This is a genomic window from Clostridioides sp. ES-S-0006-03, assembly GCF_020662275.1.
Classification (GTDB): Bacteria; Bacillota; Clostridia; order Peptostreptococcales; family Peptostreptococcaceae; genus Clostridioides.
The window spans coordinates 140,578-164,180 of sequence record NZ_JADGMM010000005.1 but is presented as its reverse complement, the minus strand read 5'-3'; the positions used below and the strand labels follow the sequence as shown (position 1 = coordinate 164,180).

26 protein-coding genes are annotated in these 23,603 nt (G+C 27.8%); 2 read left to right on the top strand and 24 right to left on the bottom strand.

Annotated elements, in window-relative coordinates; all coding sequences use genetic code 11:
• Positions 1-16: 16 nt before the first annotated feature.
• The 3 genes from steA to IR151_RS08735 all read right to left on the bottom strand — a co-directional run bounded on the left by steA (position 17) and on the right by IR151_RS08735 (position 3,574).
• The gene (gene steA / locus IR151_RS08745; protein WP_227434135.1) at positions 17-1,138 is read right to left on the bottom strand and encodes a putative cytokinetic ring protein SteA; all 1,122 of its coding nucleotides are present in this window, start codon (positions 1,136-1,138) and stop codon (positions 17-19) included.
• Positions 1,139-1,546: 408 nt separating this feature from the next.
• A complete protein-coding gene (gene spo0A / locus IR151_RS08740) occupies positions 1,547-2,371 on the bottom strand; it encodes a sporulation transcription factor Spo0A (protein WP_003424711.1) in 825 nt (274 codons plus the stop codon).
• Between the two features lie 141 nt (positions 2,372-2,512).
• Positions 2,513-3,574 carry a SpoIVB peptidase S55 domain-containing protein gene (locus IR151_RS08735; RefSeq protein WP_227434134.1) on the bottom strand — a complete coding sequence of 354 codons (1,062 nt, stop codon included), beginning with the start codon at positions 3,572-3,574 and terminating at the stop codon, positions 2,513-2,515.
• Between the two features lie 160 nt (positions 3,575-3,734).
• Between IR151_RS08735 and IR151_RS08730 the strand changes: the two genes are divergently transcribed.
• Both IR151_RS08730 and IR151_RS08725 read left to right on the top strand, forming a co-directional pair.
• Positions 3,735-4,175, top strand: a complete 441-nt coding sequence (locus IR151_RS08730) for a GNAT family N-acetyltransferase (RefSeq protein WP_227434133.1) — start codon at positions 3,735-3,737, stop codon at positions 4,173-4,175.
• A gap of 72 nt (positions 4,176-4,247) precedes the next feature.
• The gene (locus tag IR151_RS08725) at positions 4,248-4,727 is read left to right on the top strand and encodes a GNAT family N-acetyltransferase (RefSeq protein ID WP_227434132.1); all 480 of its coding nucleotides are present in this window, start codon (positions 4,248-4,250) and stop codon (positions 4,725-4,727) included.
• 79 nt (positions 4,728-4,806) lie between these two features.
• On the opposite strand, the gene IR151_RS08720 is transcribed toward IR151_RS08725, so the two are convergent.
• The 21 genes from IR151_RS08720 to IR151_RS08620 all read right to left on the bottom strand — a co-directional run bounded on the left by IR151_RS08720 (position 4,807) and on the right by IR151_RS08620 (position 23,516).
• Positions 4,807-5,673, bottom strand: a complete 867-nt coding sequence (locus IR151_RS08720; protein WP_227434131.1) for a hypothetical protein — start codon at positions 5,671-5,673, stop codon at positions 4,807-4,809.
• Positions 5,674-5,887: 214 nt separating this feature from the next.
• Positions 5,888-7,567: a DNA repair protein RecN gene (recN, locus tag IR151_RS08715; protein ID WP_227434130.1), complete on the bottom strand. Its 1,680-nt coding sequence runs from the start codon at positions 7,565-7,567 to the stop codon at positions 5,888-5,890.
• A 19-nt stretch (positions 7,568-7,586) separates the two neighbouring features.
• The gene (locus tag IR151_RS08710; RefSeq protein WP_227434129.1) at positions 7,587-8,399 is read right to left on the bottom strand and encodes a TlyA family RNA methyltransferase; all 813 of its coding nucleotides are present in this window, start codon (positions 8,397-8,399) and stop codon (positions 7,587-7,589) included.
• Positions 8,400-8,518: 119 nt separating this feature from the next.
• Positions 8,519-10,378 (bottom strand): 1-deoxy-D-xylulose-5-phosphate synthase, encoded by a 1,860-nt coding sequence (dxs, locus tag IR151_RS08705; RefSeq protein WP_227434128.1) that lies wholly within the window; start codon positions 10,376-10,378, stop codon positions 8,519-8,521.
• A gap of 34 nt (positions 10,379-10,412) precedes the next feature.
• The gene (locus tag IR151_RS08700) at positions 10,413-10,850 is read right to left on the bottom strand and encodes a divergent PAP2 family protein (RefSeq protein ID WP_227434127.1); all 438 of its coding nucleotides are present in this window, start codon (positions 10,848-10,850) and stop codon (positions 10,413-10,415) included.
• Positions 10,851-10,879: 29 nt separating this feature from the next.
• Complete coding sequence (locus tag IR151_RS08695; RefSeq protein WP_227434126.1) at positions 10,880-11,767, bottom strand: polyprenyl synthetase family protein; 888 nt, start codon at positions 11,765-11,767, stop codon at positions 10,880-10,882.
• Positions 11,768-11,769: 2 nt separating this feature from the next.
• Positions 11,770-11,985, bottom strand: a complete 216-nt coding sequence (gene xseB, locus IR151_RS08690) for an exodeoxyribonuclease VII small subunit (RefSeq protein WP_227434125.1) — start codon at positions 11,983-11,985, stop codon at positions 11,770-11,772.
• A gap of 1 nt (position 11,986) precedes the next feature.
• Positions 11,987-13,192: an exodeoxyribonuclease VII large subunit gene (xseA, locus tag IR151_RS08685; protein ID WP_227434124.1), complete on the bottom strand. Its 1,206-nt coding sequence runs from the start codon at positions 13,190-13,192 to the stop codon at positions 11,987-11,989.
• Positions 13,189-14,301 carry an O-sialoglycoprotein endopeptidase gene (locus tag IR151_RS08680; RefSeq protein WP_227434123.1) on the bottom strand — a complete coding sequence of 371 codons (1,113 nt, stop codon included), beginning with the start codon at positions 14,299-14,301 and terminating at the stop codon, positions 13,189-13,191. Before IR151_RS08680 ends, xseA begins: the two co-directional genes overlap by 4 nt.
• Complete coding sequence (nusB, locus tag IR151_RS08675) at positions 14,285-14,791, bottom strand: transcription antitermination factor NusB (protein WP_227434122.1); 507 nt, start codon at positions 14,789-14,791, stop codon at positions 14,285-14,287. Before nusB ends, IR151_RS08680 begins: the two co-directional genes overlap by 17 nt.
• A gap of 84 nt (positions 14,792-14,875) precedes the next feature.
• Entirely contained in the window at positions 14,876-15,238 is a 363-nt protein-coding gene (locus IR151_RS08670; protein WP_227434121.1) for an Asp23/Gls24 family envelope stress response protein, read from the bottom strand.
• A gap of 109 nt (positions 15,239-15,347) precedes the next feature.
• A complete protein-coding gene (locus tag IR151_RS08665; protein ID WP_227434120.1) occupies positions 15,348-16,037 on the bottom strand; it encodes a SpoIIIAH-like family protein in 690 nt (229 codons plus the stop codon).
• Positions 16,038-16,063: 26 nt separating this feature from the next.
• Positions 16,064-16,618 (bottom strand): stage III sporulation protein AG, encoded by a 555-nt coding sequence (locus IR151_RS08660; RefSeq protein ID WP_227434119.1) that lies wholly within the window; start codon positions 16,616-16,618, stop codon positions 16,064-16,066.
• A gap of 11 nt (positions 16,619-16,629) precedes the next feature.
• Entirely contained in the window at positions 16,630-17,241 is a 612-nt protein-coding gene (locus tag IR151_RS08655; protein ID WP_227434118.1) for a stage III sporulation protein AF, read from the bottom strand.
• 59 nt (positions 17,242-17,300) lie between these two features.
• Complete coding sequence (spoIIIAE, locus tag IR151_RS08650; protein WP_227434117.1) at positions 17,301-18,506, bottom strand: stage III sporulation protein AE; 1,206 nt, start codon at positions 18,504-18,506, stop codon at positions 17,301-17,303.
• 100 nt (positions 18,507-18,606) lie between these two features.
• Positions 18,607-18,984, bottom strand: coding sequence for a stage III sporulation protein AD (spoIIIAD, locus tag IR151_RS08645; RefSeq protein WP_227434329.1), 378 nt, complete (start codon positions 18,982-18,984; stop codon positions 18,607-18,609).
• 24 nt (positions 18,985-19,008) lie between these two features.
• Complete coding sequence (gene spoIIIAC, locus IR151_RS08640; protein WP_009888937.1) at positions 19,009-19,206, bottom strand: stage III sporulation protein AC; 198 nt, start codon at positions 19,204-19,206, stop codon at positions 19,009-19,011.
• 16 nt (positions 19,207-19,222) lie between these two features.
• Positions 19,223-19,744, bottom strand: coding sequence for a stage III sporulation protein AB (locus IR151_RS08635; protein ID WP_227434116.1), 522 nt, complete (start codon positions 19,742-19,744; stop codon positions 19,223-19,225).
• Entirely contained in the window at positions 19,734-20,702 is a 969-nt protein-coding gene (gene spoIIIAA, locus IR151_RS08630) for a stage III sporulation protein AA (protein WP_227434115.1), read from the bottom strand. The genes IR151_RS08635 and spoIIIAA overlap by 11 nt, the downstream gene beginning before the upstream one ends.
• A gap of 199 nt (positions 20,703-20,901) precedes the next feature.
• Complete coding sequence (locus tag IR151_RS08625) at positions 20,902-22,887, bottom strand: fructose-1,6-bisphosphatase (protein WP_227434114.1); 1,986 nt, start codon at positions 22,885-22,887, stop codon at positions 20,902-20,904.
• An 89-nt stretch (positions 22,888-22,976) separates the two neighbouring features.
• Positions 22,977-23,516 (bottom strand): GNAT family N-acetyltransferase, encoded by a 540-nt coding sequence (locus IR151_RS08620; protein WP_227434113.1) that lies wholly within the window; start codon positions 23,514-23,516, stop codon positions 22,977-22,979.
• Between the last annotated feature and the right edge of the window lie 87 nt (positions 23,517-23,603).

The following is a 23,603-nucleotide window of genomic DNA, read 5'->3' as shown; positions in this document are numbered from 1 at the left end:
TTTATCCTCCTAAAATTTACATCTGTAATAATACCTTAAATTTCAATTGCATTAACTGTATAAATTGTTGAACTCCTGGTGACAATGATGCAACTACCAACACAGGAAATAATGCTGTTGCTATTAACGCCCATATGTACTTTATCTTTAGCTTACTTCTATATAACAAGTTAACTCCTTTAGCATCTATAAGCTTAGAACCTATCTTTAGTCTAACTAAAAAAGTACTTGCCATTCCCTTTCTTCCTTTTTCAAGGAAATCAATCATATTTGAATGTGTCCCCACTGCTACTATTAACTCTGCTTTATACTCATACGCAATAAGCATAGCTATATCTTCACTAGTTCCTGGTGCAGGAAATACAACTGCATCCAAACCTAGTTCTTGAACTCTCTTAAGACCTGGTGCTCTACCATCTGTATAAGCATGTACTACTATTTCACTAGCTTTTTTTAAAGCTTCATCGCTTACACTATCCATATCTCCCACAATTACATCTGGAGTATATCCAAACTCAATTAAAGCATCTGCGCCTCCATCAACACCAACTAGAACAGGTTTTACCTCTTCTATGTATGAAAGCATTGTACTTAAATCCTCTTTATAGTCCTGACCTCTTACAACTATTAATACATGCTTATTTGCATAATTAGTTTGTACTTTTGGAATTTCTACTTCACCAAGTATAAATCCTTTTTCTTTTTTAGCATAATCTATAGTATTGTCTATAAATCTATCTAATTCTACGGCTAAGTTTTCATAAGCAGCCTTTATTTGATATGAAACTTCATACTTATCTAAAACTTCACCTGCACCTAAAAATTCTCCTTCTCTATATATCTTTCCATCTATAACTTCTATAGTCTGTCCTTCTTTTAATTCTTCAAATAATTCTTCTCCAATATTATCAATTATCAAGATATTATTCTCAGTCAATATTCCTGGACCTTTATTAGGATATCTACCACTTATAGAAGGAGCCGCATTTATGACAAGTTTTATTTTGGCTTCTACCAAAGAGTTTGCAGCAACTTCATCTATGTCTATATGATTTATAACTGCTATTTCCCCACTTTCAACTCTTTTAGCAAGCTTTTTAGTTTTTCGATCTACTTTTATAGGGGCCTCGACTCTCATTTTTAAACCTCCACTATCATTATTAAAATCACATTATATTATAGCATTACTTAAGAATAAAATAAATGTTTTAAGTTGGTCTTACATCTTTAATCATTATAACACTATATTTTATGATTTTTTTATTTAATACTTTTTGTAATATACTTTAAAAATTAATGTTTCGACTTGTTAAAGTATATTTTTATATTAAAAAACAAATCAACATTAATCTACAACTGACAAAGGTACATAATATGGCCATATTATAATAAAATTATATTAAATAAATAATAAAGAAAAAATAAAGCTTTTATTATATATTAAAACAGCAAAACGGTATAACCCTATTGGTTATACCGTTTTGCTGTTTGTAATGCATATTTATTGCCAATACCTTCATTAAAAGGTCTTACTTTTTCTGTCTATTTATTTAACCATACTATGTTCTAATCTTAATTTATCAGCAATCATTGCTATAAATTCTGAATTAGTTGGTTTTCCTTTAGTATTGTGTACCGTATATCCAAATAATTGATTTATTGTGTCAACTTTGCCTCTACTCCATGCAACTTCTATGGCATGTCTTATTGCTCTCTCAACTCTACTTGGTGTTGTATTGAATTTTTTAGCTATACTTGGATATAACTCTTTTGTTACTGCACCTAAAAGTTCAACATTATCAATGACCATTTTTATAGCTTCTCTTAGATATAAATACCCTTTTATATGAGCTGGTACTCCTATTTCGTGTATTATATTTGTGATTTCTGTTTCTATATTACCTACATTTTTAACGAAATCACTTCTTGTCATTTGAGTTTCTTGAACTGGTCTAGGCTTTGGCTCTACTTGAGTAACTCTATTAGAAACTAGTTCTCTAATTCTGTTTATAAACACAACAAAATCAAACGGCTTTACTATGTAGTAATCTGCTCCTAGATTTATTGCGCTTTGAGTTATCTTATCTTGACCTACTGCTGATAGTACTATTATTTTTGGCATTTTAGGTATATCCATAGTATTTAATTTTTCAATTACACCTAATCCATCCAGATGTGGCATTATTACGTCTAATATTAATAAATCTGGTTGTGTCTTTTTTACTAAATCTAATGCTTCAATCCCATCTTTAGCTATGCCTAATATATCGATATCATCCTCATTAGACAAATACTCTTTTAATACCTGACAAAAATCCTTATTGTCATCTGCTAAAACTATTTTGATTTTTTCCACTAAAAATCCCCCCATTAAAAAACATCTTCTTATTACAGAAAACTAAACTTTTTACACAAATTGTTCCTAATTATCTACTCTAAAGCATATTCGACACTTCAAAATTATATTCCTCCTAGATAAGTGATAAAATAATAAATTTTTTTAATGCCTCACCTACAATTTTATCATTTCATCTATAAAAATACCATATCCTTTTTTCGGATTATCTCTAAAAACATGAGTTATTGCACCAATAATTTTATTATTTTGTATTATTGGAGCCCCACTCATCCCTTGTACAATCCCCCCTGTGTATTCCAATAACTTATCATCTACAACTTTTATTACCATATCTCTATAATTTCCTTTATCATATACTATACTTTCTATTTTTATATCATAGCTTGTTATATTTTTGTTTTTGTCTTCAAAAAGAATTATTGCATCCCCTATTTTTACATCTTGAGGTCTTCCAACTTCGATTAATTGTAATTCTTTATTTGCTAAATTAAATTCTTTATTTTGTTTTTCTGTAATATTACCACTTATACCTAATTTTGAGTTATTCGAAAAATTTCCCATCAGATTACTATCATTAAAATCACCTTTTATTCTGCCTACTTTTTCATTACTAGCTTTTAATATTTTTAGTTTTTCTGGTTTATATATATACCCTTGCTTAATCTTTAATAGTTCATTAGTGTCCGAATCTTTTATAGCATGACCAATTGCTTTAAATTTTTCCATATTAGGGTCATAAAAAGTCATAGTTCCAATTCCAGATATCTTATCTCTCACCCATAATCCAAGTTTATAATTACCATTTTCTTTTTTAGTTTCTATTGTCTCTGTTTTATATTTATTTTTTCTTTCAAAAGTCACTTCTACTTTACTTTTTTTAGCTTCATTTAAAATTTTTGATACATCCTGACTATCTTTTATTTTTTTATTATCTATTTTTACTATATTGTCGCCAATCTGTATGCCTCCAATATAATCTACATCCTCTTCCTCATATCCTAAAACCAATACACCATCTGTATTTGCTTTCACTCCAATTATATTTCCAAGTGGATATACATATTTTTTATCATGATTCTTAATTGTAAAAGTTTCTATTGGGGTCTCCTTATTCATATTACAATTTTTATTTTGAAAAATTATAACCATCATAAAAATCGATACAGCTCCTAATATTATCCAAATATTTTTGAAATTCTTATTTATTTTGTTCATATATTCATCTACTCCTATGCTGTATTATTATGTATTTATAATTCCTTTTTCGTAAAAATTTATTCATTTAAAAACCTCGTTGTATATCTTACTAAGTGCTTTTTATCCTATAATATGGTAGTATTATATTGTGGTAAAAAGTTTGAAGGGCGGTAATATTTTGAAATTAAATGTAAGAATTGCAGATATAAATAATTGGCATGATTTAGTTAATTTGTCTGTAGATAAAAATCAATTAGATTATATAGAAAGCAATGCACTTTCTATTGCTGAGTCTAAGTTTATAACAGCTTGGATACCTGTTGGAATATATGATGACAATATACTGATAGGATTTGCTATGTACGGTCGCCTAGAAGATGACAGAGTTTGGCTTGATAGATTCATGATTGACTCAAAGTATCAAGGTAAAGGATATGGAAAAGCATCCTTAGATTTCCTTATAAATCATCTTAAAAATGAATATAATTGCAATGAGTTATACCTTAGTATATTCGATAACAACAAAATGGCTATTGGACTTTACAAAAGCTTTGGATTTGAGTTTAATGGAGAACTTGACTATGGTGGAGAAAAGGTCATGGTATTAAAATCTAATTGATATTAATAAAAATATATATCTATCAAGGAGGTGAAATCATTATATAAATATATTTATATAATGATAAATAAAATGACTCAAAATGTAATTTTAAAATTTGTTGAAGCAAATGATTTAGAAAATCTTGAAAATGTAAAGATTTTATTCACTGAATACTCAAATTCATTGAATATAGATTTATGTTTCCAGGACTTTAATAATGAATTAAAAACACTTCCAGGAAAGTATAAAAAACCTTCAGGCTCATTAATACTAGCATTTGTTGATGAAAATTTAGCAGGTTGTGTTGCATTAAAAAAACTTGAAGATGATGTATGTGAATTAAAAAGGTTATATGTAAGAGATAAATTTAGAGGACTTAAAATAGGAAAAATATTATTAGAAGAAATCGTAAAAGAAGCCAAAAAGATTGGATATACATATATGAGACTAGATACTCTTCCAAGCATGAAAAGCGCTCAAGGTTTATACGAAAAAATTGGTTTTTATGATATAAATCCTTATACTTATAATCCAATTGAAGGGGCTAGATATATGGAGCTAAAATTATAAATAAAAAAATAGAGTATAAATAAAATTATAGATGTTTTATTTATACTCTATTTTATTGATTAAATTATTTTAAATATATTTATTTCTCTAAATCTTCCAAACCAACACTTATATCTTCAGTTATATCTTTTATATATTCTATTCCATTATTGTATGTAAGCTTTGCTTTGATATAAATTATATCATTAATATCCTTTTTAGGAAAATTAGCCTCATAATTTACTTGCTCTCTATCTATATTATCATCTTTACTACCATTTGATAATTTAGCAGACTTAGCTTTATATACAGTATCACCTTTACCTTCATTTACAATAATATCTACATTTTCTAACTTTATATCATCATAAACTTTATTTTTTGATTTTTCACTTTCATGATTAAATAAATTGCTGTTTTCCAATATTTCAATAAAGTATTCCTTATTGTCCCTTATTCCATAATTAAATACAGGTGGTTCAGGCATATAATCAGACTTAGTCAATTTTTGAACATCTGAACTTTCAGATATTGTACCACTTGTAACTACTTTATAATCATATTCACTACCTGTAGTTATTTTTATTTCACAAGTATATGATAATTCCCCATGCTTTGTCATCTCAGTCTCATTCCATTTATCACTATCTGCTTTATACATAAAGATTACTTTTCCATCCTTGCCAAGTTTGCTCAATTGTGTATCTACATCAATTACACATTCGTCTTTTTCTAATTTTTTAACTTTTAAATCAATACTTTTTGTTATATAACTTTTTGACATTTCTTCATTAATTATATTGCTAATATCTGACTTAGTATTCATAATTTCTTGTGATAAATAATCTAATTTATCATTAGAAGTGTCAAGATTATTCTTGATACTATTAATAGTTAATAAAATATACCCTAATACTATAATAACTATGATTATAAAAATTAAGTGCATAGTATTTTTTTTATTCATTTAATACCCCCCCACTACTACTTTAATACATAATATTATACTCAAAAACTTAAATTTTTTACAGTTACAAGTCTATACAAGATTTATTTAAATTATAATTTTTATTTATTTTTGATATCCAGATAAAATATTTTAAAATATTTTCATCATAAAAAATAGATGTAAAGTATCTAGATTAAATATTCTCTACATCTATTTAAAATAAGCTCTTTCACTAACACTTTTTAGCCATTTCAATAATTTCGCTTGCATGTTCTATAGTTTTTTCTGTTATATTATTACCTGCTATAAGTCTTGCAATTTCATTTTTTCTTTGAGATTGGTTTAATTTCTTAACATTTGTAAATGTTCTATTATTTGAAGTATCTTTTTCTATACAATAATGGGTATCTGCATTTGCAGCAATTTGAGGTAAATGAGTTATACATATTATTTGTTTTTTCTTTGCTATATCACTCAATTTCTCACCAACAATTTGTGCAGCTATGCCACTTATCCCTGTATCTATTTCATCAAATACTAAAGTATCTATATCATCTATATCAGCTAATATAGTCTTAAATGCCAACATAAATCTAGACATTTCACCACCTGATGCAACTTTATATATAGGTTTGATATCTTCTCCTAAATTAAAAGATATCATAAATTCAATATCATCTATTCCATTTAAAGTAAATGAACTTTCTTCAAAATTGACTTTGAACATTACATTTTTCATATTTAGACTCTTTAATTCATCAAGAAGTACTTCCTCTAATTGAATTGCCACTTTATTTCTTGCTTTAGTCAGTTTGCTAGCTTTTACTTTTAGCTCTTCTTCTATTTTTATTAATTGATTTTTTAATTGTTCAACTCTTTCATCTCTATTTAATATCTCATCTAGTCTATCTTTTGTCTTTTCATAATATTCAAATATAGCTTCTATACTATCTCCATATTTTCTTCTTAAGTTATTAATCTCATCAATTCTAAGTTCAATCTGTTCTAATTCATAAGGTTCAAAATCTATATTATCTTTGTAATTTCTTATATCACTAGATATATCTTGTAGTTCATACATTATTCTTTCTATAGTTTCACTATATTCACTTAAAACACTGTCATATTTAGATATATCATTAAGCTCTTTAGATGCAATACCTATCAAGTCAATAACATTATATTCACCATTATGTAATTTACTGTAACTTAAGTTTAAATTATTATATATCTTTTCACTATTTCTATAGACATCTCTTTGTTTTAATAAATCTTCATATTCATTTTTATTTAAATTTGCAGCCTCAATTTCATTTATTTGAAACCTTAATAAATCTATTTCTCGTTGAATCTGCATATCATCTTTATTTTCTGTTAAAGAGTTCAAAGCTCTCTTTACTTCGCTGTATTTGTAATAAATTTTTCTATAATCATCTTTAAACTTATCTAGTTCATTTTCTCCAAATAAGTCTAAAAATTTTAAGTGTGTATCCTTATTGAATAAAGCTTGATTTTGATGTTGACCATGTATATCTATAAGTGTAGATGCAATTTCCTTTAGAAAAGATACTTTAACAGTCCTTCCATTTACTCTAGCAGTACTTTTCCCATCTGAATATATCAATCTAGTTATAACCAATAAATTATCATCTTCTATACTTATATCATTTTCATCTAATATCTTTTTTAGATACACGTTATCTGAGAAAAATATAGCTTCAACAAGTCCCTTATCTGTACCTTTTCTTAGAAAAGACCTGTCATATTTCTCACCTAGACAAAGTCCAAGCGCATCTATTATTATAGATTTTCCTGAACCAGTTTCTCCCGTAAGTATATTTAAGTTTTTATCAATACCCAGCCTTAGTTCTTCAACTAAGGCACAATTTTTCATATATAATTCGAGGATCAAGTCTAAGCCCCCTTTTATTCTATTTATCTAAATTATGAGAAGCCTCAACGACTTCCACTATTTTTTTGTCATACATATCACTATCAAATTCATATCCTTCATTTCCATTCTTTAAATGAATTAGATATTCTATATTTCCTTCTGGACCCTTAATTGGAGAAAAATCTAATCCTAAAATTTCAAATCCATTTTGCACTGAAAAATCAGAAATCATTTTTATAACTTCTATATGTGTAGATTTTTCTCTAACTACACCTTTTTTACCTACCTTTTCTCTTCCTGCTTCAAATTGAGGTTTTATCAAGGCTACAATTTCTCCATTATTAATAACTAATTCTTTTGCTTTTGGAAGTACTAGTTTCAATGATATAAAAGATACATCAATTGATGCAAAATCTGCAAATTGCTTTGTATCTTCTATTGTTACATTCCTTATGTTTGTTCTTTCCATACACACAACTCTATCATCTTGTCTCAATTTCCACGCAAGCTGACCATAACCAACATCTATGGAAAATACTTTTATAGCTCCATTTTTTAGCATACAGTCTGTAAAACCACCCGTAGATGCTCCTATATCCATACATACTTTTCCATCAATAGTTAAGTCGAAGTTCTTCATTGCTTTTTCAAGCTTTAATCCACCCCTACTAACATATGGTATTGGGTTTCCTTTTACTTCTATAGCACAATCCTCTTTTACTTCTGTACCTGCCTTATCACATCTTTGATTATCAACAAAAACTAATCCAGCCATTATTGCTTTTTTAGCTCTTTCTCTACTTTCAAAATGCCCTTGCTCTACTAACAATAAATCTATTCTTTTCTTCATAAAATTACCTTTCTGTTAAAAGCTACTTTAATATTGACTAAAGTAGCTTGAAGTAACACACTCGATATTTATTCTAAGTGACAAATTTTAAATTTTATATTAAATCTAATCCATATTATTTATATTAACTCTCTTACTTTATCAGCAATGCACTTTGGCGATAATCCTACAAAATTATATAGTTCATCTGCATTGCCATGTTTTATAAACTCTTCTGGTATTGCTATATTAAGTATATTTACTTTATATCCATTATCTATAATAAATTTACTTATTCTACTTCCAAATCCGCCAGTAATAACATTATCTTCTACTGTAACTACATTTTTATGATTCTTAAATAAAGTATGCAACATATCTTCATCCATAGGCTTTAAAAATCTAGCATTAACTATTGTTGGATTTATACCTTCTTCTAACAATATTTCTTTAGCTTCTAGAGCATGTTTCACCATATTCCCAATAGAAAGTATGACTGTATCTTGTCCATCATCTAATATCTCATATTTTCCTAACTTAATTTCTTTGTATTCTCCTTTATTTAGGTAATAACTATTTCCTCTTGGATATCTAATTGCCAATGGAGAATCCAATTTTAATGATAAATCCATCATAAGTTCCATTTCTCTTGTATCTTTTGGAGCCATCACTACAATATTTGGAATAGAATTTAAGTAACTTAAATCAAACATACCATGATGAGTTTCACCATCATTTCCAACTAGACCAGCTCTATCTATAAGAAAAGTAACTGGTTTTTTTGTTATACATACATCATGAATAACTTGGTCATATGCTCTTTGTAAAAATGATGAATATACAGCAAAATAAGGCTTCATACCATTTTTTGCAAGACCTGCCGCAAACCCTGTTGCATGTTGTTCAGCTATACCAACATCATAATATCTTTTTGGGTAAGCACTTTCAAATAAGTTTAATCCTGTTCCAGATGGCATTGCAGCTGTTATAGCTACTATTTCTTCGTTTTTGCTAGCCATCTCAACCAATTTTTCACCAACACTAACCGACATAGACTTAACTTTAGAAGATGTTACACCTGTCTTTATATCAAACTTTGATACTCCATGATATTTATCAGGTTGTTCCTCTGCAAATTTATATCCTTTTCCTTTTTTTGTAATAACATGTAAAAGCACAGGGCCTTTTTTATGTTTAGCTTTTCTAAGTGTTTCTATTAATTCTTTAGTATTATGACCATCTATAGGACCATAATATTTTATACCTAATGAATCAAAAAATGAACAATCTTGAGGAGAAAAACTATATATTAATTTGTCCTTAAATCTATGTGCAGTCTTAGATAAAATTTCACCTGTTGATGTAACATTTAAAATCTTATCAACTTCATCTGTCATTTTAACAACTGTTGAATTTCTTATAATACTTGATAGATATTTAGACATTCCGCCAACATTTTTATCTATAGACATCTCATTATCATTAAGAATTACTATCATATTAGTATTTATATATCCCAATTGATTTAAAGCTTCAAGTGCCATACCTCCAGTTATAGAACCATCTCCAATTACAGATATAACACTATAGCTTTCTTTTTTTATATCTCTAGCACAGGCAATACCTGTTGCCACAGAAATAGATGTACTGCTATGTCCTGTGTCGAAAATATCATGAGGACTTTCACTCTCCTTTGGAAAACCACTTAGTCCGTTGAATTGTCTTAAAGATACAAAACAATCTTTTCTTCCAGTAACCATTTTGTGAACATAAGACTGATGTCCTACATCCCATACAAATTTATCTTTAGGGCTGTCAAACACTTTATGAAGTGCTAATGTTAACTCAACTACACCTAAGTTAGAAGCTAAGTGTCCTCCTGTCTTGGAAACAGATTTTACTAAAAACTTTCTTATATCCTTTGCAAGTAAATCCATTTCTTCTATGCTCATATTTTTTATATCTTTTGGAGAATTTACTTTATCTAAATATTTATACATATTATCCTCACCTTTTATTTTGTAAATTTTAAATTTACATCAATATTAAAGCTGTTACTATACCAAGTAAAGCTCCAAACCAAACCTCTAGTGGTGTGTGACCTATTAATTCTTTTAATTTCTTCTGCTCTATATGCTTTCCATGTTGAAGGTCTGCTACCATCTGATTCAATATAGTAGCTTGTTTCCCAACAGCACGTCTAACACCTGCTGCATCATACATTATAATCAGTGCAAGCACAGTAATTATAGCAAAATCAGTAGAATTAAACCCTTTTTCAATGCCTACCACTGTAGCTAAACTTGTAACAAAAGAACTATGAGAACTAGGCATACCTCCTGAAATGAGTATTCTTGAAAACTCAATTCTCTTTCCCTTCCCAGTAAATATCTTTATAAATTGTGCTAAGAAACAAGCAATAAGACTTATTCCCAAAGCCCCATTGTTAAAAATCTCCGAAAAAAAGTTCATTTTTCCCTCCTCGATTTTAGCTGTATATTTTAATATTCTCTATCTATTATATATTCAGCCAATCCCTTTAAAAAATCTACATTGTCAGATAATTTTTCTATACTCTTCTTTGCCTCATCTATTAAATTATGTGCAATTTCTTTAGATTTATCTAATCCTAAAAGAGATGGATATGTTGATTTATGATTCTCTATATCACTGCCAACTTTTTTCCCTAATTTTATTTCATCTCCCACTATATCTAGTATATCATCTACTATCTGGAATGATAATCCGATATTTTTTGCATATTTAGTTATTTCTTCCATTTGTTCTGAATTTGCTCCACCTATAGTTGCTCCTGCTCTCATACATCCAACCATCATTGCAGCAGTTTTATTCATATGTATATAATCTAATTTTTCTTTTTCAATTTGTTTATTTTCACTTTCTACATCTACCACTTGCCCACCTATCATTCCATATATTCCAGCACCTTTAGCAATTTCATTTATAGCTTTTAGATATTTTTCTGGATTTTCTTTATTTATTGAACCTGCAAGCATAACTTCAAAAGCATAGTTCAGTAAAGCATCTCCTGCTAAAATTCCCATTGCCTCTCCATATACTTTATGGTTTGTTGGTCTTCCTCTTCTTAAATCATCATTGTCAAGAGCTGGTAAGTCATCATGTATAAGTGAGTATGTATGTATCATTTCAATTGCAATAGCAAAAGGTATAGCTTCTTCTTCATTTCCTCCAACTACCTTACAGGCTTCTAGTGTAAGTATTGGTCTTAATCTCTTACCTCCAGCGCTCAAGCTGTAGTTCATAGCCTCAATAACAGTTTTTTGATAACCTTCTTCTTTTGGCATATATTCTTTAAGTATATCTTCTATAAAACTTGCTTTTTCTTTTAAATGTTGTTTAAATTCCACTTTTATTCCTCCTCTATTCTAAAATCCTCTTCTATTCCTAATTGATTAAATTTACTTATTTTTAATTTTGCATCATCCAAAAGCTTATTACAATGTTTATAAAGACTAATTCCTTCTTCATATAAGCTTAAAGATTCATCTAAGCTAGCATTTTTAGATTCTAACTCATTTAAAATGCTCTCCAATCTTTTGTAAGCTTCTTCATAGGTTAAGTTCATATTATACCTCTTTATTTTCAATTTTATCTATTATACATTCTAAATTTCCATCTTTTAATACTATATCTATGTTATCTTCAGTTTTCAATCTTTTTATACTATTTATTACTTTTCCGTTTTTTTGAACTATACTATAACCTCTGTCCATAGTGGCTAATGGACTTAGGTTATGAAGTAATGCTCCAACCTTTATTAATTTTTCATCTTCTAATTTTAAATTATTTTCTATTCCAAAAATTATTTTATCATATATTTTATCCAATTGTATAACTTTATCTTTTATTATGTAAGAATCTAAATAGTTATTTATTTTATTAAACACTGATTCTAACTTGTATTGGTCTAATTCAACTTGGTTTATAAGAGACTTGTTAAGTCTGCTTTTTATATTCCCAAGTTTATATTTTATGTCATCTAATGATGGAGTTGCAATCTCAGCTGCTGCTGATGGTGTTGGTGCTCTCATATCAGACACAAAATCACAAATAGTAAAATCAGTTTCATGACCAACTGCTGATATTATTGGAATTTGAGAGTTAAAAACTTCTCTTGCTACCATTTCATCATTAAAAGACCAAAGTTCTTCTATTGAACCCCCACCTCTACCAACTATAATTGTATCCACATTCTTCATATGATTAAAAAATCTAATTGCTTCACATATTTCTTCTGCTGACCTATCTCCTTGAACAGTTACTGGATAAAGCTTTATATTGACCTTTGGATATCTTCTTTTTATTACATTTATTATATCTCTTATAACAGCTCCTGTTGGAGATGTTATAACTCCAATTGAATTTGGCATTCTAGGGATAGATATTTTGTATTTGGAATCAAACAAACCTTCTTTATTAAGTTTTTCTTTTAATTTGTTAAATTCTATGTGTAAATTCCCAATTCCCTCTATTTCAATTTCATTAATATATAATTGATATGCACCATCTCTTTCATAAACTGATATATATCCACTAGCTACAACCTTTACTCCATTGTCTAATTTTAGATTACGATTAAAATTACTTTTAAAAATTACACAGTTTAGCTTTGAAGTTTCATCCTTTAACGATAAATAAACATTTCCACTGCTATGTATTTTAAAATTAGAAATTTCTCCCTTAACTTTAAGATTAGAAAGTATTGGGTCATTTATTAAAATTCTTTTAATATATGAATTTGCTTCACTTATATCTAAAGCTCTTAGTTTCATATTTTTTCTCCTAAAAAGTTATTCAATCCTATTATAGCACACCCAACAGCATTATCAGTTGAATATTGTGGCTCTGTAAAATGAGCTTTTATACAATTTTTACTTAGTTTTAAACTTAATTCTTTGAGGATATACTTACTTGCAGAAACTCCACCTGCAAAAACTACTTCTTCTACATTGTAAGCTTCACATAAATATATTAAAGATTTAAACATGTTTCTAACTACTGAATCCAGTACTAATTTAGATATATATTCTTTTTTATTTTTACTAATATTATCTCTATTGTCATCTATAATTTTATTCACCTGATTTTCTAATCCAGATAAATTCATATATCCCTCTCTTACAGAAGTTTTTAGACCACTTTCTATTTTAAGATTACAATTTAAAGCATTTTCATCTAGATATTTTCCTGAAGGAAATTTATATCCTAGCTTGACACCTATTCTATCTATAAGTTGCCCAAAGCTAATATCTTTACTTCCTCCAATTATATCTATATTATATCCAAAATTATTGTATAACTTACTTTTATCATCTTTTTTAGTATTTATTTTAGCTATTGCATCTAAGTTTTTTTTATTGCTTATTTTAGTTATTACATCTAAATCTTTGTTATTTGCATCATAATTATTATCATGCTTAGTTATTAAAAGTATCTCTGTAGTGCCACCTGACATATGAACAGAAATAAATTTGTTATTATTTTTTAATTTACTATTTAATAAACTAGCCTCAATATGATTTTCCTGATGAGTCGTTTCATAAAATTTACATCCATGTATACTTGATAATAACTTTCCAAAATTGTACCCAACATTAAATACAGGCATGTATGAATTTTCAACTGGTCTAGGCTTAATAGATGAACAAACTCCCTCTATGACAAATTTGTCCCCAAATGATTTTATCCTATCACTAAGTAATCCTAAATTATTTATGTGTTGAAACACAGCTTCACTTTGTCTCAATCCTTTTGAATTTTCCTTTACTTCTAGCATTATTTTTTCATTAAAAATAACTTTTTTATCTAAAGAGATAGCTGCTATAGAAGTAGTATAGCAGCTAGTATCAATTCCAATTATTATATTATTGTTCAATTTCATCAACAACACTTCCTAATATTCCATTTATAAATTTAGGAGATTTATCATCACAATATATCTTTGCAAGTTCCACAGCTTCATTTATTGATACTTTATTAGGAGTCTCTAAATAAACTATTTCACACACGGATAATCTAAGTATAGACACATCTACCTTTGGCATTCTATCTACTGTCCAATTTTTAGCATGCTTATTTATTAATTCATCTATCTCATCATGATTCTCTCTTAGTGCTTTACATACTGTATTTATATATTCTCTATCTACTATATCTTCAAGTTTAGTATCTTCTAATTTTAATTTTGCATTATTTGAGTACTTAAGTGTAAGTTCTTCATATCTATTTATAATATGTTCTGAATTATCTTTTAAGAAAGAATCCACTTTATAGTCTAAACCTTCAAACTCCTCTTTATTAATATTTATTTGGTATATAAGTTTCATTATATATTCCCTTGTTGTACTTTTTTGTGCCCTATCTTTTTTCATCAATTAAAATTCTCCTTTAAGTTTAATTATCTATATAAAATCAAATGCCAACAAAAAACCCTCTGACTTTTCAGAGGGCTAATATTAATTTTTCTTAGTTGCTTTTACTTCTTCTTTATCAACTTTATCTTTCTTAAAGCTGATTCCTTGAATGTGTATATTTACTTGAGAAACCTTCAGTCCTGTCATTGTCTCAACAGTATTTTTTACATTTTCTTGAACTTTAAAAGCTGTATCTGGTATTGACATGCCATATTTTATCATAACCATTACGTCTAAATTAACATCCTCTTCTTCTATTTGTATCTTTACTCCATTATTTTTTAACAACTTATCTGTTAATGTTGCTGTAGTTTCTATGCCCTCAACTTCTAATGCTGCTAAACCAGCTATTGTAGCTATTACATCATTAGATATTTTTACTTGTCCAAATTTATTATCTTCCATATTAAAACTTACCTCCTGATTTTAAGGAACTATTTTTATAAGTATAATAATACCAAATACAACTCTACTTTGCAAGAAAATAACCTCAGTTAATTCTGAGGTTTATATTTTACTTAGTATTATTATTTGTAAGTTTAATATTTTCATACTTTACATTAGCCTGTTCTGCAACCAAATCAAATATTTTTGCTGCATCTTTCTTATCTAATTTAGCTTCATTTACAACAACATTGACTTTGCTATCACTTATATAAACTAATGCTTCTTCATATCCCTTTGTACTCAAAAGATTTTCTATTTGAAGCTCCTTTTCTTGAGTTTTAACTATATTTAATTTCATATTAGAAGCTTCTTTTCTAGATTCCTCTGTTGTAGATGGATTATTTATCATTTCATTTAAATCCTGAACTAATTCATTTCTTTGTTTTTCTCTGTTCATTTTCATATCTAAAATATAAGATGCTTTTTTCATATTCTTTTCAGATGATAATTGAGCTTTTATTTCTTTACTTGTTTCAGTTACTTTTTCCTTAACCTTACTAGCCTTACTATCAACTATATCAATGTCAGCACTCTCTTTGCTATTTTGTTTATCTGTAGCATCTGAGTCTTCTTTATTGCTACTATCACTATCATCAGTAGTATTCTTCTGTAATTGAGCTTCTTCATATGCTTTAAATTCTTTTGATGTTTCTAGTAAAGATTTCTTACTAAGTTGATAATTTACTGTTCCTACTATTACTAACATTGCAGTTAAAGTTATTATTACAAATCCTCTTCCCTTATAATTAAACTTCATTCATTTATCCCCCCGGTTATATGTATTTATTTAGAATATATTTCTACTTGATGACCTGCTACTTGTAATGATGTTTGAACTGCACTATAAAGTGTTTCTTTGACATTTGGATTACTAGCTCCACTTGCTACTACTATCACTCCTTTTATCTTTGGCTCTGTAGTTTTTATAACTACAGGGTCACTTGAATTTGAAGTTATCATTGTTTTATTTTCACTTGAAGTTGTAACTGTTCTTTCTCCACCTTGTGCATCTTTCTCCTCTGTTGTTTCTGTTGTTTGGTTTGAGTTAAAAGCAGGTTGTATTTCTTCACTTGACTCAAATGTAATCATTACATCAACATCTCCTGCTCCATCAATTTTAGATAGTATTGTTGTTAATTTTGATTCTAAATCGTCTTTTTCATGTTCCTTAGCAACTTGTTTTTCAGTCTTTTTGTCAGCATCTGTTTTTCCAACTTTTTCATCAGTTTTGCTACTTGGAAAACAAGATAATAGTACTAATGATACCACACATATTCCAGCTATAGTTATTAGTGAATATACCTTTCTCTTATCTTTGTCGTTTAAGTTTTTAAACATTCTTCCAACTCCTATTTATCAATTTGTATAGTTTCTATAGAAACATCAAGCACTTTTATTAGGTCATTTTTTAGTTTGTCTTCATTTAGATTCAGTCCATACTCTGTACCTTTTTTAAAAACTTGTTTAGAATTTTCTTTGTCATTAGAGTTTATGCTATCTTCATCTCCTTTAGTACTATTATTTTCATTTTCTTCATCACTATTGCTCTTTGACATATTATTTTTTTCTTTTATTTTTATATTATTTATATTTGCACCATTAAGCTCTATATCTTCTAAATCATAACCATATTCATCAAGCTTTAGCTTAAGCACTTCTTTCAAACCATCTTCATAGCCCTTAGATAAGCTAGTATTTCCAGTCTCTTCTGCTAAAGCATTTGTACTATCTACATATTCCTTATTGTAATTTCCCATAGATTTTAAAATTCTATCTTCTAAGCTCATGTCTTTTGAAAAAAATCCTACCACTGGAGTTATTACAATAAATACGAATATAAAATTTAACACCAAGTTCACATACGGCTTTATCTTGGAACTAGGTAAAATCATATCAACTATATTTACTATAAATGCTCCTATTAAAATACTAACTATCCATGCCTTTATGCCCTCTAACATAGCATCCTCCTCTCTAAAATATTTAGATTAAAAGTAATTACTCTTTATTAATCTATACATTATCCTTGACTTACAACACTTATCGAGGTCAAAATAGCTACAGTCACAAAGAACATTATTGTTATAGCAATTACTGATGCTAACATTATTATCATTAGATTTGCAACTTCATTTAAAAAATTTGATATTCCATCTTCTCCAACAGGCTCTACAATTATTGCTGCCAATTTATATACCACTATGACGGATAAAATTTTTATCACTGGAAGCAAACAAATCCCAATGAGTAAGATAAGCCCTATTCCACCAAATATATTTTTTATAAGTTGAGATGAAGATAGTAAAATATCCACAGAATCTGATACAAATCCACCAACAACTGGTATAAAGTTACCTATAGCAAACTTCGCAGTTTTTACACTGAATTTATCAAAACTAGTTACATATAAGCCTTGTATAGATACAAGTCCTAAATATACAGTAAACATAGCCCCAATAGAAACATAATTTATTTGTTTGACAAAAGAAAAAAATCTTTTTAGCCTTATGTTTTTTGATAAATTGTTTATTATTAGAATTCCAAATGCAACAGTTACTGATACAAATAAAAATTTCTTGAAAAATACATTTATAAATGTCACTCCTCCTATAAAAATAGGATTCAAAGTAGTAGATGTTATTGGAAATCCAATTAAAAGTAAAAATGTTATTAGTATTGGCATTATAACTTGCATAAGACCTACAGTATGGTCTATTGCATCATAACAAATTTGTAGTACATCTTTAAATCCAATTAAAGTGAGCGATACCATTGTAATAAATATTATATACGTTGCTATTTGACTAACTGCACCTGATGAAAAAGAATTCTCTAAACTTTTTAAAATAGATGACAATAAAGCTAATACTAAAATTACTGCTACTACCTTTAAACTTGCTTTAAACTCATCAAACATCAATATCTTCAGTCCATCTTTATTAAATAAATCTAAAATATTTTTTTCTCCACTAATTAGGTCTTTTACAAACGATTTTAAATTAACATCATTAATAACTATTTCTTTATTTATATAATCTTGAATTTCATTTATATCTAACTTGTCTAACTGACCATCAATATATTTATCTATGCTACTCTTAGCTTCACCATATTCTTTATCTTCGCTACTTGGAACCTCATTAGCAAATATTATAATGGCAAAGATATTTACAAAAAAGAAAGTCAATACAAATCCCATAATCATTGGTAAAAATCTTTTTTTCATAAGCAACCATGCCTCTCTTCACTCTATAAACCTCAATACAACAAAATATCCTTTAAATAACAACTAATATATCTATAGCTATCTACCTTAATATAAATAACTATGGAATTATATTCACCACCATTTCTACAATGGATAAAAGTATAGGGAAAGACATTGACATAACTATTATTTTTCCTCCAAACTCTAGTTTTGAAGCAATGTTTCCTTCCCCACAATCTTTACAAAGTTGTATTGCAAATTCCATTAAATATGCTATTCCTATTAATTTTATTATTAAAGATATATACATAGTTGGAATATTAGCTTTATTAGCTAAATCTTGTATACTATCTATTATAAAATTTAGCTTAAACATAACTGATAATAATATTGTTACTCCAGTTATTATTGCTATGAAATTTGCTATTTCTGGTCTATCTTTTTTTATTACTAAACAGAGTGTAGTTGAAATGATTGCAATTCCTATTAATTGCATTATTTCCAAATTACTCCCTCCTCTTTAGTAAAGTTGAAACATTGTTCTTACAGTATTGAATAAATCACTTATTTCTGTTATTACCATCCCCAACACGATTATTACACCTGCCAAAGTAGTAAGCCCTGCCCAATCTTTTCTGTCTGTTTTTTCCAATATCATATTTAATACTGATATTAGAATACCTACACCTGCAACCTTTAATATCAATGATATCTCCATAATAAACCTCCCCATATTAAATCAATATAATACATATACCTATGCCTATAAAGGTTACTAATTTTTTATATAGCAACCCTTTTTTACTTATGTCTTCTTTTGTTTCATAGGTTTGTTTTTTCAGATTTTCTATAGATAAATCTATCATTCTTTGTTGGGACTCTATATCACTTTTTCCCAATGTAAGAATTAGATTTTTTAATTCCTCAATTTCTTTACTTCCAAGATAAGTTTCTTTAACTAAAATTTCAGTATTCTCTGATATTATTTCTTCTAAAGTTTTGCTTTGTTCATTGTGAAGTTCTTCTGAAATTTGATAGAAAAAATTCCAAAAACAAAAGTCTTTATTGCATCCTATCCTTCTAAAAATTTCTTCTAATGTATAAAGCCCAAAAGATAAATCCATCCTTAATATTTCTAAAACTCTTATTAAATCATTTAGTTGTTTGTGTCTTCGTGTATAGGTTTTGTATATATGTTCACCTATCAAATAACTACTTCCTATTAGGAGTGCTATAATAATTATCTTAATTTGCAAAGTACCATCTCTTTTCTTCTAAATCATAAATTTTTTCAATTGTCCCTGCACCTTTCTTAGCAGAAAGAATTATAACTTTTTTAAACAATTCTTTGTCTAAGAGTCTGTTTAACTCTTTTCTATTTTGTATATCTTCCATTGAATCTCCATGTACAGTAGTTATTAATCCAATACCTCCATTTAATGCTGTATATAATGCCTTTATTTCTTTCTCACTTCCAATTTCATCTGTCACAATAACATTTGGCGACATTGACCTTAAAAGCATTGTAATACCCAACTCTTTTGGGCAAGTTTCTATTATATCAGTCCTTATTCCAACATCCATCTGTGGAGCACCTAAGTAAGCTCCTGCTATCTCATTACGTTCATCTACTAGTGCTACCTTCAATCCTTTAAATCCATATTCTTCATTACCATTACTTAAATTTCTTACTATATCTCTAATTAAAGTTGTCTTTCCACATTGAGGTGGCGATATTATCAAAGTATTATTAATTTGATTTTTACCTTTTATGATATGACTTAAAATCTTATTTGAACATCCTATGACTTCTCTTGATACTCTTATATTTAAAGATGATATGTGTTTTATATTTTTGACTTGTCCATCTTCTACTATTACTTTTCCAACTAACCCTACTCTATGGCCTCCTCTCAAAGTTATAAACCCTTTTTTTATATCATCCATAAATGAATGTATTGAGTATTTACATATTATTTGAAAAGTTTGCTCTATATCTTCCCTTGTCACTATATATGAATTGTGCTGATTTAAATCAAGTTCCATAGTTTTTTGATTATAAAAATAATCTTTAGAGTTTGCATTTAGTATCAATGGTTTTTGTGAACGTAATCTAATTTCTTCTATGTTTAGATTATTGTCTGAGATTTTTTCTACCTTCTCTCTTATGTTTGTAGAAAGAGAGTTTATTATTTCATCTGAAAGTTTATTCATTTCTTGTCCTCCTCCTTTGTTTATATAATTCTATTTATAAAGGACAAGGAATATTACCAAAACCTATATAATTTTTTTAATAATATTTATCTATAAAAAAATGAATCCTATTGTTTAGGATTCACTTAATAAGTAAATTATTATAAAAATAAAAACTAAGACCACTCTCAAGTATAGAGTTATCTTAGTTTTTTATTATCTACATTTCTTTTATTAGCCCTTTTTTATAGGCCATTAAAAGCAATTTTAAGTCTTCTATTTCTTCTTGTATTTTTACACCCTCATCAGTATCTCTCACCATTTTTCTCTTTGCCTTATGCTCTACTACAACAGTTGTCGATAAGATATCGCTTTCATTTGCAATAGCCTCTTCAGCAGAATTAAAGGGTTCATGTGATACTAGTTGTAAAGTTCTTGAATTATATATCAAAGTGTATCCAGCTATACCAGTAGTTTTTTGATAGGCTCTAGAAAAACCACCATCTATAACAAGAATTTTTCCATTAGCTTTTATTGGACTCTCTCCATTTTTACTTTCTACAGGAACATGCCCATTTATTATATGTGATTCATCAAGTTCTAAATCAAATTCTTCAAATATTCTTTCACAAGCAACATCACTTTCTCTAAGCTTAAAATATGGATTCTTATTTTCTTTATGAGTCTCTTTTTCTGCTATAAAATATCTTTCAAATGTAGTCATATCGTCTTTTCCAAATAATGATGAACATTTTCCAGTCCACAAATACCACATAATATCCATACCATATAATTTTTCTTCTGCTTTATCTTTAAAGAAAAAACCTTCTCTTGCTAGAGATTCCATCTTATCCATAAGGATTTTACCTTTATACTCTTTTCCCATTATATTCATAGACATAAAGCTTCCATCTTCATTCAATGGGACACATCCATGAATTAATAAATTTGAGTTTGCCTTTAAATATATACTTCCTTTAGAAAATAAAAATGAAACATGCTTTTGTAATTTTTCGCTACCTCTAAATGAAGACACTAATTTTTCAATAACATTTTTTTCTTCAATACTCAATTTATATGGGTCTTTTTTGTCTATTGTAGGCAAATAAGTATCTTTTAGTTTATATGTTTTTCCTTTTAAAGTAATTATTCCTTCTTCATAATTTATCATGTTAAGCAAAAGCCTATGCTCCATTTCAAACTCAGGTCTTCTCTTTATCACTTCACCTTCAAGTTTAAATTGAATTATACTTATTGCCTTATGCATTTTTGCCATTAAAGACTTTTCTGTTGTTGTCACACTTTGGTCATTAATCTTAGGAATAAATTCTTTACATGGGTCATCTTTATACATTTCTATTGCAAAAGTAGCTAAAGGTAATAGATTTATCCCATATATATCTTCTACGATATCTAGGTTTGCATATCTAGCCGAAATTCTAAGTGCATTTGCTATACAAGTTTTTTCACCTGATGCTGCACCCATCCATAGTATGTCATGATTTCCCCATTGAATATCTACACAATGATGTTCAATAAGCTTATCTACAATTATATCTGGTCTTGGACCTCTATCATAAATATCACCTATTACATGTAGTCTGTCAACAACTAACTTTTGTATAACCGTGGAAATTGCAATTATAAACTCTTTAGCTATACCTATATCAACTATTGTCTCAACTATACTTTTATAGTATTCTTCTTTATGTTCACTTTTAATATGTTCATGTAAAAGTTCTTCTATTATGTATTTAAAATTTTCTGGTAAAAGTTTTCTAACTTTTGACCTAGTGTATTTGCTGGAAGCATACTTACAAAGTTCTATAAGTCTATAGATATTTATTCTATAAAAATCATCTATATTTTCCTCTTGTTTAATTATTAAGTCTAGTTTTTGTTCAGGATAGTATACAAGAGTTGCTAGCATCTTTTTTTCACTATCTCTTATTGTATTTGAAAATAATTCTTCTATTTTTCTCTTTATTACACCAGAACCATTTTTTAAAACATGTACAAATGGCTCATATTCGCCATGTACATCTGTTATAAAATGTTCAGTTCCCTTTGGAAGATTTAATATAGCCTCTAAATTTATTATTTCTGTACTTGCTTTCGATATGCTTGGATATTGTTTTGATAATAACTTTAAATATTTAAGTTTACTATTTAAATATTCATCTGATATTTTACACAGATTTTTCATAATTCGTCCTCCAAAATTATATTAAGTTATATTCTTTTTTTAATTATACCATACTTAATATGATTTTTTCGAGATAAAATGTACACTAATTATATTCCTAATAAAAGTGACATCCCTATCAAATCAGTATAAACACCATTGTAATAACATTCTTTCTTTAATATACTTTCTACTTCAAATCCGACTCTTTTGTATAATTCTATAGCATTATGATTTTCTTCATTAGTAACAAGAGTTATTTTCTTAGTTATTCCATTTGATTTACACCATTCTATAAGGTCTAACATAAGTCTTTTACCTAATCCAGCTCCCCAGTATTTTTCTTTAACAACAATTCCTAAAACTCCAACATGCTTTCCTTTTGCTTTTTGATTGGAATCAATTGTAGCAATACCAGCTATCTCTCTATCTATAAATGCAATTAATTTTATTGAGTTATCAGATGCTTTTGCTGACTCTATAGAATTTTCTTGGTCTTCTAAAGATATTTTATATTCATCTTTCCCAAATGAAAGAAAATGAGTTTCCCCACCTACTTCATTATAAAAATCTATAATAGCTTGGGCATCTTCTTTTACGCCTTCTCTAATAGATACTTCTATACCATTCTTTAAAGTTATTTCTGACATAAATTTACCTCCTAACAAGTTTTTTATCTAATAAACATAATACTATTATTTTACATCTATTACAATATTTTTCATGTATTAATAACA